The sequence below is a fragment of the Lentimicrobiaceae bacterium genome, assembly GCA_023227965.1.
Classification (GTDB): domain Bacteria; phylum Bacteroidota; class Bacteroidia; order Bacteroidales; family JALOCA01; genus JALOCA01.
This window is the reverse complement of the sequence record JALOCA010000062.1, coordinates 1-10,121: the sequence shown is the minus strand read 5'-3', so window position 1 is coordinate 10,121 and position 10,121 is coordinate 1. Positions and strand designations below refer to the sequence as shown.

Annotated in this window: 11 protein-coding genes; all 11 read right to left on the bottom strand. The window is 39.6% G+C overall.

Annotated features, from left to right (window positions below):
• On the bottom strand, nt 1–1,282 hold a 1,282-nt coding region (locus M0R21_13345), incomplete at its 3' end, for a CoB--CoM heterodisulfide reductase iron-sulfur subunit A family protein (protein MCK9618806.1).
• Nucleotides 1,282–2,217 (bottom strand): CoB--CoM heterodisulfide reductase iron-sulfur subunit B family protein, encoded by a 936-nt coding sequence (locus M0R21_13340; protein ID MCK9618805.1) that lies wholly within the window; start codon nt 2,215–2,217, stop codon nt 1,282–1,284. The genes M0R21_13345 and M0R21_13340, both read right to left, overlap by 1 nt.
• A 40-nt stretch (nt 2,218–2,257) precedes the next feature.
• Nucleotides 2,258–2,869 (bottom strand): 4Fe-4S dicluster domain-containing protein, encoded by a 612-nt coding sequence (locus tag M0R21_13335; GenBank protein ID MCK9618804.1) that lies wholly within the window; start codon nt 2,867–2,869, stop codon nt 2,258–2,260.
• A 149-nt stretch (nt 2,870–3,018) separates the two neighbouring features.
• Entirely contained in the window at nt 3,019–3,357 is a 339-nt protein-coding gene (locus tag M0R21_13330; GenBank protein ID MCK9618803.1) for a hypothetical protein, read from the bottom strand.
• A gap of 11 nt (nt 3,358–3,368) precedes the next feature.
• Nucleotides 3,369–4,790, bottom strand: a complete 1,422-nt coding sequence (locus tag M0R21_13325; GenBank protein MCK9618802.1) for an NADH-quinone oxidoreductase subunit N — start codon at nt 4,788–4,790, stop codon at nt 3,369–3,371.
• A 21-nt stretch (nt 4,791–4,811) separates the two neighbouring features.
• Nucleotides 4,812–6,335, bottom strand: coding sequence for an NADH-quinone oxidoreductase subunit M (locus tag M0R21_13320; GenBank protein MCK9618801.1), 1,524 nt, complete (start codon nt 6,333–6,335; stop codon nt 4,812–4,814).
• Between the two features lie 10 nt (nt 6,336–6,345).
• Complete coding sequence (gene nuoL, locus M0R21_13315; GenBank protein ID MCK9618800.1) at nt 6,346–8,268, bottom strand: NADH-quinone oxidoreductase subunit L; 1,923 nt, start codon at nt 8,266–8,268, stop codon at nt 6,346–6,348.
• A 54-nt stretch (nt 8,269–8,322) separates the two neighbouring features.
• Nucleotides 8,323–8,640, bottom strand: coding sequence for an NADH-quinone oxidoreductase subunit NuoK (gene nuoK / locus M0R21_13310; protein MCK9618799.1), 318 nt, complete (start codon nt 8,638–8,640; stop codon nt 8,323–8,325).
• A 16-nt stretch (nt 8,641–8,656) separates the two neighbouring features.
• Nucleotides 8,657–9,148, bottom strand: coding sequence for an NADH-quinone oxidoreductase subunit J (locus M0R21_13305; GenBank protein MCK9618798.1), 492 nt, complete (start codon nt 9,146–9,148; stop codon nt 8,657–8,659).
• Nucleotides 9,149–9,171: 23 nt separating this feature from the next.
• Nucleotides 9,172–9,675 carry a 4Fe-4S binding protein gene (locus tag M0R21_13300; protein ID MCK9618797.1) on the bottom strand — a complete coding sequence of 168 codons (504 nt, stop codon included), beginning with the start codon at nt 9,673–9,675 and terminating at the stop codon, nt 9,172–9,174.
• Nucleotides 9,676–9,682: 7 nt separating this feature from the next.
• Nucleotides 9,683–10,121, bottom strand: a 439-nt coding sequence (locus M0R21_13295) for an NADH-quinone oxidoreductase subunit H (protein ID MCK9618796.1), incomplete at its 5' end; no start/stop codon positions are given.

Here is a 10,121-nt window from a genome sequence, read left to right as displayed (position 1 = left end):
CATAAGCTTTTGAATCGTGAACTTTGTGATGCAGTAGCATGGCATGCTTGGCGGTGTACATGCAGCATATCTTAGAACAGAATTCGATGCCCTTGGCTTCGTCGCGTGAGCCTACACATTTGATGAAAACAACATTTTTGGGCACTTCACCATCCGAAGGACGAATTGGCAAGCCGTTGGTAGGTCCGCTTGCGGAAACCATACGTTCAAAATCGAGTGAGGAAATAACATCTTTAAACCTTCCCACACCATATTCTTCATAGGGTTTAGGATCGTAAAGGCGGTATCCCGTAGCTACTACCACTGCACCTATTTCGCGTTCGATGATTTCATCCTGCATTTCATAATCAATAGAGCCCTTTTCGCAAACCTTTTTGCAGATTCCACATTTACCTTTGGTTAGCATCAGGCAGTGTTCGGCATCAATTACCGGTTTGTTAGGTACTGCCTGTGGGAATGGAGAATAAATGGCTTTACGTTTGTCGTGTCCGAGGTTAAACTCGTTTGCAACCTTCACCGGGCATTTCTGGTTGCAGGCTCCACATCCAGTACAGGATGAAAAGTTAACGTAAGAAGCTTTTTTCTTGATTTTTACCTTATAATTTCCAACAAAACCTTCGAGTTCGGTTACTTCAGAATAAGGAATCAATTCAATGTAGGGATGAGTAGCAACGTCAACCATTCTCGGAGTAAGGATACACTGCGAGCAGTCGAGTGTAGGAAAAGTTTCGTCCAACTGAGCCATACGCCCACCGATAGAAGGGCTTTTTTCTACCAAAACCACCGGAATGTGTGCATCGGCAATGTCGAGTGCTGCCTGGATGCCGGCTATCCCTCCTCCGATAACTAAAGCTTTTTTGGTGATTGGGACTGAAATTTCGTACAACTGCTCATTTGCCATTGATTTGGCTACTGCCATCCTGACGAGATCGGCGGCTTTTTCGGTTGCACTTTTTTTATCTTTCTGGTGGACCCATGAGGAGTGCTCACGGATGTTTGCTATTTCGAGCAGATATGGATTTAATCCGGCTTCTACCAATGCTTTCCGAAAAGTCTTCTCGTGCATTCGGGGTGAACAGGCAGCCACCACAACCGAAGTGAGCCTGTGTTCTACTATGGCTTCACGTATCTGTGCCTGACCGGGGTCGGAACACATGTATTTATAATTGGTAGCAAACTTTACGTCTTTTATCTTTTTAATTTCTTCAGTAACCTGCGGAACGTCTACAAAATCGCCAATGTTGGCACCGCAAAAACATACAAAAACTCCTACACGTGCCATTATTTAGCCTCCTCAGTTTCAACAGTTTTTTTAACTTTCTTTTCGTCTTCTTTTTCGGGCTCTTTTCCGATGTTTTTCAGTGCTTCCTGTACCGGAACAATGTGTTTGCTGAATTTCAATTCCTCTTCGGGAAAACCAAAAGCAAGAGCCAACAATTGTGTAAAATACAACACCGGCATTCTAATTTTCTTTCCCAACATTTTTTCGATGCCCGGCTGGCGCATGTCGAGATTCGACTGGCAAAGCGGGCAGGCAACTACTATCATATCTGCGCCGCTGGCTTTGGCATATTCAAGTATTTTCCCACTGAGTTGATTAACTACTTCGGTATCGGAGATAGAGAAGGAAGCACCACAGCATTCGGTTTTGAAATCGAAATCAACGGCTTTGGCTCCCAAAGCTTCCATTATACGATCCATACTCATGGGGTATTCCGGAGAGTCGAACTGGGTAACATCTTTTGGGCGCGTAAGTAGGCATCCATAGTAGCAGGCAACTTTCAGCCCGGTTAAAGGTTTTTTTATTTTTTCTTTGATCTTTTCCAGCCCAATGTCTTCGTAAACGTATTGCAGCATGGATTTTACGACAAGTTTACCGGTATAGGCACCTTCTTCCACTGCTTTACCCACTCTTTTGGCAAGCGAAGCGTCTTTTGCAAGTTCATATTGAGTAACTTTATGGCGTTGATAACACGAAGCACAAGGAATAGCCATGGTATCGTTGTTCATTTTTTCGGCAAGAACAAGGTTCCGAAGTGGCAGAGCCAAAGCAAGAGTCTCTGTCATCACATGTGCCGAAGTGGCACCGCAGCAATTCCAGTCGGCTATTTCTTCCAGTTCCATATCGAGCGTCTTGGCGACTAATTTCAGTGTATGGTCAAATTCTTCGCTGGTGCCGTGGGCAGAACACCCGGGAAAATAAGTTAATTTATTCATTTTTAACAAATTTCTTGTTTTAAATTTAAAATCAGGAATATCAGTGTTGCGGTTTGTGTTCTGCTTCTTCTTTTACTTCCTGATTATGTTGTTTTTCAATTTTTTCAGCCATTTTAAACATACGTTGAATGGCTTTGACTGATTTTATTTTTTCGCTGGTAAGTTTGATTTTCCCCTTGCCCAAAGCTGCCGGGGCAAGAGCCATATCTTTAAAGAAATTGCGGGTACGTATGTTAAATTCCGCCATCAAGCGCAGTTCATATCCTCTTCCATAGCGTTTTACCATGTCGAGGAAAATTTCGTGAAAACGGCGGATGTCTTTTACTTCCTTAGAACTTGACTGCATGTTTTCTTCCATTGCCAGATGGCGGCAGGCTTCCATTACCCGCGGAATATCAATCTGCCTCGGACAACGACCGGAACAGGCAGAACAGGTAAGGCAAAACCACATCGAATTCACGGTGTAAACTTCGTCTTTCATTCCCAACTTAATGAATTGCATCACCTGGCGCGGGGTAATGTCCATAAATTGCGAAACAGGGCAGGTAGCTGCACATTTGCCACATTGATAGCATTCCAATACATTGCATCCGCTTTTTTGGTTGACCAATGACAAGAAACTACTTTCGTCTTTAATTCCTAATGTTACCATGATAACAACTTGTATATATTTTTCTGAATTTCAATCTACTGTTTGATAAATACTTTAATCTTTATGTTAATAAATTAACAGATTCAAAAGTAAAAAAAACACTTTAACCTTTTAATTTTTCCAACTTTTTTTTCATCGGATAAAGTAATTTAGACAGGTTTTATGTTGCTTTGCTTTATTTTCCAGTAAGGAATATCGTTTGCCACGTTCCACTGGTTCCAGTAAGCCGGTGTTACCCTGTGTCCATCGGGGCTTTTAAGTTTGCGGGCATAAACAGCGATTACAGGGTTAAAAATGATGTCGTCAACACCAATTTTGTAAGTTGCCGGTTCGTCTTCTTGCTCTTTTGCAGAATATACAGTAAAGCCATTAAATTCGAGCAAATTTTTTAAAAAAAACAACCTGTCAGCCGAAGCTCCGGTTTCTACTATCGTACATCTCTTTTCTTGAATTTCTTCTACTATATGTTTTCCTTTATTGAGTGGCATAATAATTAAAATTAAAAACCAAAGCTTAAATTACGTATGTATTCGAATAAAATGCTTGCAAAACCTGTAACGGCAATACCAAGCATACAAATAATCAAGCTGGCTTTAGTTGTCCAATGGCTTTTGAAATTGGCAATTGGATTGTCGCTCCGATTGAGAAACATTGCCTTAATCACCAACAGATAATAATATAATGATATTATTGTATTTATGACAGCAATTAATACCAGGATAAACAATCCCTGCTCGGCGGCAGCGGTAAAAAGAAAAAATTTACCGAAGAATCCTGCAACCGGGGGAATACCTGCCAATGAAAAGAGTGAAAGCATCATTGCAAGACTGAGTTTGGGATTAGTACGGTACAATCCGTCGTAATCATCCATATTTTCTTTGCCGGTTTTAACTGAAATTGCATTGATCACACCAAATGCTCCAAGGTTGGAAAAGATATAAATTAATACAAAGTAAATAACCGTAGTCATCCCTAACTGGCTTCCGCCGATAACACCCAGCAAAATAAAGCCAGCCTGTGCAATGGAAGAAAAAGCAAGAAAGCGTTTCAGGTTTTGCTGTCGGATTGCAAAAAGGTTGGCAATGGTCATGGTAACAATGGCAATAACATAAATCAGATCTTTCCAAAGAAAAGCAATGGAGTTAAAAACAGTATAAAGAACTATGGTAAAAATAAATGCGGCAGCACCTTTTGAAATTACAGAAAGGTAAGAAGTTACAGGAGTAGGTGAACCTTCATAAACATCAGCTGTCCACAAGTGGAAAGGAACAAGCGAAATTTTAAAAGCCATCCCTGTAAAGAAAAAGATGAATGCGAGTGCCTGGAGCGAAGTATTACCATAATTCAGGGCAATATCAGTAAAATAGATAGACCCCGTGGTTCCGTAAATCATTGATAAACCATAAAGCAATATTCCTGAGGAAAGTGCTGAAGATAGGATTAGTTTGATACCTGCTTCTGCCGATTTTTCTTTATACCGGTCATAGGCTGCCAGCGATGCCAACGGCAGGGTAGCGAGTTCAAGTCCTATGTAAAACATTAGAAAATCGCCGGAAGAAATCATAAAATTCATTCCGATAAGTGTGGATATTAGTAAAATAAAAAATTCGCTAATTTTTTCCTTTATGTCATCTTGTTTCAGATAAGCTACCGATTGAAGAAGGATAATGAAAACACCAATATTTAAAATATTTTTCATCAATACCACCAAAGGTGTACTCTGATACATTCCGCCAAACAAACTTCCTTCAGGAACCGGGCAAAATCCTATTACCGTGATAAGAAAAAATAGCGACAAGCCCCAGTATATTATTTTATGTTTGTGAGCGTTTCCGTAACTAAGCTCTGCAATAAGAAGAACAAGAGCTACAAAAACCAGCAAAATTTCGTGTCGCATTAAATAAAATTGTTCAAGAGTCATACCTGTTATTTTTCGATGAACTTAAAAATTCAGTCCTAATAATTGCAAACCTGCCATACCAATTTTAGTAACAATAGGATGTAATCCATTGTTAATCATTTCTGACAACCATAGAGGTGCCAATCCAATTCCTGTAATTGAAACTATAAGTACGGTTACCGTTAATTTTTCGTGCCAGCGGGCATCGGTAAGATGATTAAACTCGTCGTTTCGTATCGGACCTAAAAGCAATGTCCCAACTACCCTTAGAATATAAACCGCTGTTATAACAATAGAAGAACAAGCGAGGATGGTTACTACCCTATGAAAAGTATCCGTATGCTGGAATGCTCCTACAAAAATGGTCATTTCGGCAACGAAACCGCTAAATCCCGGTAAGCCCAGTGAGGCTAACCCTGCTATCACATAAGCAACGGATAAAAAAGGCATAACTTTCATTAAGCCACCCATCTCGTTGATCATTCGGGTGTGGGTTCTTCCGTAAATCATCCCGATAAGGGCAAAGAAAAGGGCTGTCATGATACCATGGGAAATCATCTGGATGATAGCTCCGTTCATGGCGGTTTGGTTCATCATTAAAATGGCAAAGAGTACCAACCCGCAATGGCTTACCGAAGAATATGCGTTGATGTATTTAAGGTCTTTTTGAACAACAGCTCCAAAAGCACCGTAAACTACACTTATAGAAGTTAGAATAATGAATATCCATCCCATTTCCTGAGCGGCTTCTGGCATCAAGAACATTGCTACACGAAATGCACCGTAACCTCCCAACTTCATCAATACTCCGGCATGAAGCATGGAAACGGCAGTTGGGGCAGAGGCATGACCATCGGGCGACCATGTGTGAAAAGGGAAAAGTGCTCCAAGTACCCCAAAACCTACAAAGGTTATAGGAAAGAAAAATCGTTGCGCTTCGATGGGTATGGTGATTTTTGAAATGTCGAGCAGGTTAAATGTAAGAGGACCACCTCCGGGAGCCGAATTGAAATATATCCCTAATATCCCTACAAGAATGAATGCAGATCCGCCCATCAGCATCAACGTGAGTTTCATAGCTGAATACTCGCGAGGCCCGGTGCCCCAGATGCCAATTAACAGGTACATAGGAATAACTGCCAATTCGTAGTACATAAACATGGTAAAAATATCCAGTGAAATAAAAAAACCAAATACTCCGGTGGCAAGCAGAATCAGTGAAACAAAAAATTCACGGGGTAAATCTATTATATTCCAGGATGCAAATACTCCTGCAAAAAGAACAATGGAAGTCAAGGCAATCATCGCAACAGAAATTCCATCAACACCAATAGTATAATGGATATTCAGACTTTCATACCAGGTATGGTCTTCTAAAAAAAGCATTTCGGCTGTATAGCCTGCATTTCTTAAAGAAAGAAACTGTATAACCAGTGTAATGGCAGTTATTAGCTGGAAACTCATTCCAATAGCCGATACTACCCGTACCTGCTTATTGTCTTTGCAAAACATGATACCGATGATGGTCAAAACCGGGATAAGAATCAAATAGTGTAATATATTCATGGTTTGCAGGTTAATAGTTCAACAAATACACAAAAATCAATACTAAAACAATTGCACCCGACACAAATACATAGGCATATTTTTGTAGCTGCCCCGACTGGAATCCTTTTATTTTATCAGAAATAAAATTTGCCGTATGGGCTATTCCGTTCATGCTCCCGTCCACCACATGGCGGTCGAACCAGGCTACCGGAGCCGAAATATATCTGAAAATAATTTTATGAGTAACAAAAAGGTACAATTCATCAAAATAAAACTTATTGAGCGTTACCTTGTAAAAGTTTCCTAACAAACGAATAATAGCAACAGGTTTTGTTGAATCTTTCCGGTATAATACCGTGGCGACAATGATACCTGCAAGCGCAATCAGCACCGAGGGAATGGCTATCGAATATTCCATGTGTGTTTCAAAGGGCAAACCATCGGAAGTAACAAACTGACTGAAAGGAATAAATCCGGTAAAAACAGATGCTATTGCAAGAAAAATCAACGGAATTGTCATCACTTTGGGTGCTTCGTGCGGTGAATGATGATAATGGGTGTTTTTTCTCCAGAAAATGCTGAAATAAAGCCGGAACATATAAAAAGCGGTGAGTCCCGCCACAAAGTATTCTACTACAAACAACAATTTATTGTGTTCGTATGCAGCCACCAGTATTTCATCTTTACTGAAAAAGCCCGAAAAAGGCGGAATTCCGGAAATGGCAAGGCAGGCAACCAAAAAAGTAAGATGAGTTATTGGCAAATGTTTGTGCAAGCCTCCCATTTCATTCATATAGTTACTGTGCACCGCATGAATAATGGCGCCTGCTCCCAGAAATAATAAGGCTTTGAACATTGCGTGGGTAAACAGATGAAACATTGATGCCATAAAGCCTAAACCATTATGTCCTCCGTAACCTGAAACGCCCAATGCAAGCATCATATAACCAATCTGCGACATGGTAGAAAAAGCCAGTACACGTTTAATGTCGAACTGTGTACAGGCAATAACCGCTGCAAAAAGAGAGGTAAAAGCTCCCACATAAGCCACTATCTCAAGCCCTTCGGGAGCAGCAAGGGCATACACCGGAAAGAGCCGTGCTACCAGGTAAACCCCAGCAACAACCATGGTGGCAGCATGAATCAAAGCAGAAACAGGCGTAGGACCCTCCATTGCATCGGGTAACCAAATGTGTAAAGGAAACATTGCCGACTTTCCCGCACCACCGATAAAAACAAAAATCAGCGACCATGTCATAGTAGATAACCCCATAAAAGCGATAGAACTTCCCTGAACAATGGCACTGCCATGAATGTCGGTAAGCGTGATGAAATCAAACGTTTTTGTATTGAACGACAGTATTAATATCCCTATCAGAAAACCCAAATCGGCAAAACGGGTTACAATAAATGCTTTTTTAGATGCCGCTATTGCAGCAGCTTTTTCATAGTAAAAACCGATGAGTAAATAGGAAGAAACGCCAACTAGTTCCCAGAAAATGTACATCTGAAAAATGTTGGTTGCCACTACCAAACCCAACATAGCAAAGCTAAATAGTGAGAGAAAAGCAAAAAATCGTGAATATCCTTTTTCTCCGTGCATGTATCCTATGCTGTAAATATGCACCATTAACGACACAGTAGTTATCACTATGAGCATCATCACCGAAATAGGATCAAGCATCACGCCGAGGTCAATATGCAAGTGCTCGGTAAAATTCAACCAAACGCTGTTAAAGCCAATGAGTTTTGGGTAGGCGCCATCAATTTTTTCGATATTAAAAAAGTATTGGTATGCAGTAAAATACGATAGTACGGCTGAAGTAAATAAGCCAATACTTCCCAAAATACCTGCAATGGGTTCTTTGAGTTTATGTCCCGTTAATCCGAGAAACAAAAACATTAAAAACGGGATAAGAACAATCCATATAGTATAACTGAAATTTATCATATCGAGTAAATTGTTTGTTCTTACTTTTTGGTTAAATGGTAATTATACATACAATTAATATTTCATTTCGCTAACATCTTCCACATTAATGCTTGCAATTCTCCTGTAAATATTTATGATAATAGCTATAGCAAGCGATGCTTCGGCTGCTGCAACGGCAATAATAAAAATGCTGAAAAAATGTCCTTGTAATTGGTCGGGATATAAATATTTGTTAAACGCAACAAAATTTATGTTTACTGAGTTTAAAATTAATTCAATAGACATTAAAATCGTAATAAGGTTTCTGCGCACCAGAAATCCATAAATTCCTACAAAAAACATTATAGTTCCGAGGATTAAAAAATATTGTAACGGTATTCCTTCGTTCATATAAAAATATTTTATATTATTCTTTACGTTTCTTAGCAATAACAATGGCACCAATCATAACTGCAAGCAGCAATATAGAAATTAATTCAAAAGGAAGCACATATCCTTTATCACCATAATTAAGCAGGCTTTTCCCAATTACATCCATATTTATTTCTTGTTCAACTGCTGTGTTAGCTTTAAATTCGAATTGAAGTATAGAAGTAATGCACAATACAGCCCCTGCTATGGCAGCAATAGCCGAAAATAGTTTCTTCTTCAGTGCAATAATTTCAAACTTTTGACTAATATGGCTGGTAAGCAAAATGGAAAAAATTATCAAAACAACAATACCTCCGGCATACAAAGTAAGTTGTACGGCAGCGAGAAACTGGTAATTAAGCATAAAATACAGTCCTGCCGTAGAAATAAGCACAATAAGCAAATAAGTGGCTGCCCGTAATATTCGCCGGCTTGTAACGGTAAGCATCGAAAAAAGGACAATCATCCCGGCAAAGATTATAAACATTAACTGATTGGATGTTATTCCCATCACTCTACTCCTTTCATTAAGGTGGAACCTTCTTTATTTAAAATTTTTGTAAGCTTACTCCTGTCGAATACGGCATGTTCAAATTCCTGAGAAAAAGCTATGGCAGTAGATGGGCAGTTTTTAATGCAAAGCCCGCAGAATGTGCACATTCCCAGGTGGTAAATGTGTTTGTCCAATTCCCTTTTCTTTTTGCCTTCTTCGTTTACCCTGAATTGCGATATTACTTCAATAGTACCGTTTGGGCAGTTTATTTCACAAATTCCACAACCGGTACATTTGTGCTCATTCTTGTCATTATGAGGCATAACAATTTCACCCTTAAACCGTTCAAACATTTCCAGCTTTTTTTTCGTCCGGGTATTCTTCCCGATACGGTTTTCAGGATATTGTTGGGTAACAATTTCTTTCGGACTAAAAAAATACTTTCCGGTAACTTTCAATCCAGTCAGCAGGGAGATTACTCCCTTATAAACGTCGGTAATATATTTGATTATACTGTTCATAGCTCTGTTAAAAATGCCAACCCATGAGTACGATAAAAGCCATCAATAATACATTGATAAGATTGATAGGGAGAAGATATTTCCATTCGAGAGTAAGAAGTTGGTCTATTCTCAATCGTGGGAAAGTCCATTTGAACCACATCATTATAAAAATGATTACAAAGGTTTTTCCAATATACCAGATAAATGGTGGTATATAATCCATTATATTGTTAAATGCTTCCCATCCACCGATGTGAAAAGGCATCCATCCTCCCCAAAAAACAGTGGCAGCAATGGATGCCACGATAAACATGTTCATATATTCGGCAAGGAAGAAAAAAGCAAATTTAATTCCTGAATATTCAGTGTGGTAACCGGCGGTAAGTTCCGATTCGGCTTCTGCAAGGTCGAACGGACCGCGATTGGTTTCGGCTGTTGCGGCAATTAGGTAAATTACAAAAGCG

Bases quoted from the DNA above. Each gene is read 5' to 3' on its own strand.
- M0R21_13335 (MCK9618804.1), bottom strand. From the start codon at position 2,869: ATGGTAACATTAGGAATTAAAGACGAAAGTAGTTTCTTGTCATTGGTC.
- M0R21_13340 (MCK9618805.1), bottom strand. From the start codon at position 2,217: ATGAATAAATTAACTTATTTTCCCGGGTGTTCTGCCCACGGCACCAGC.
- M0R21_13300 (MCK9618797.1), bottom strand. From the start codon at position 9,675: ATGAACAGTATAATCAAATATATTACCGACGTTTATAAGGGAGTAATC.
- nuoK (MCK9618799.1), bottom strand. From the start codon at position 8,640: ATGAACGAAGGAATACCGTTACAATATTTTTTAATCCTCGGAACTATA.
- nuoL (MCK9618800.1), bottom strand. From the start codon at position 8,268: ATGATAAATTTCAGTTATACTATATGGATTGTTCTTATCCCGTTTTTA.
- M0R21_13330 (MCK9618803.1), bottom strand. From the start codon at position 3,357: ATGCCACTCAATAAAGGAAAACATATAGTAGAAGAAATTCAAGAAAAG.
- M0R21_13305 (MCK9618798.1), bottom strand. From the start codon at position 9,148: ATGTTTATAATCTTTGCCGGGATGATTGTCCTTTTTTCGATGCTTACC.
- M0R21_13325 (MCK9618802.1), bottom strand. From the start codon at position 4,790: ATGACTCTTGAACAATTTTATTTAATGCGACACGAAATTTTGCTGGTT.
- M0R21_13320 (MCK9618801.1), bottom strand. From the start codon at position 6,335: ATGAATATATTACACTATTTGATTCTTATCCCGGTTTTGACCATCATC.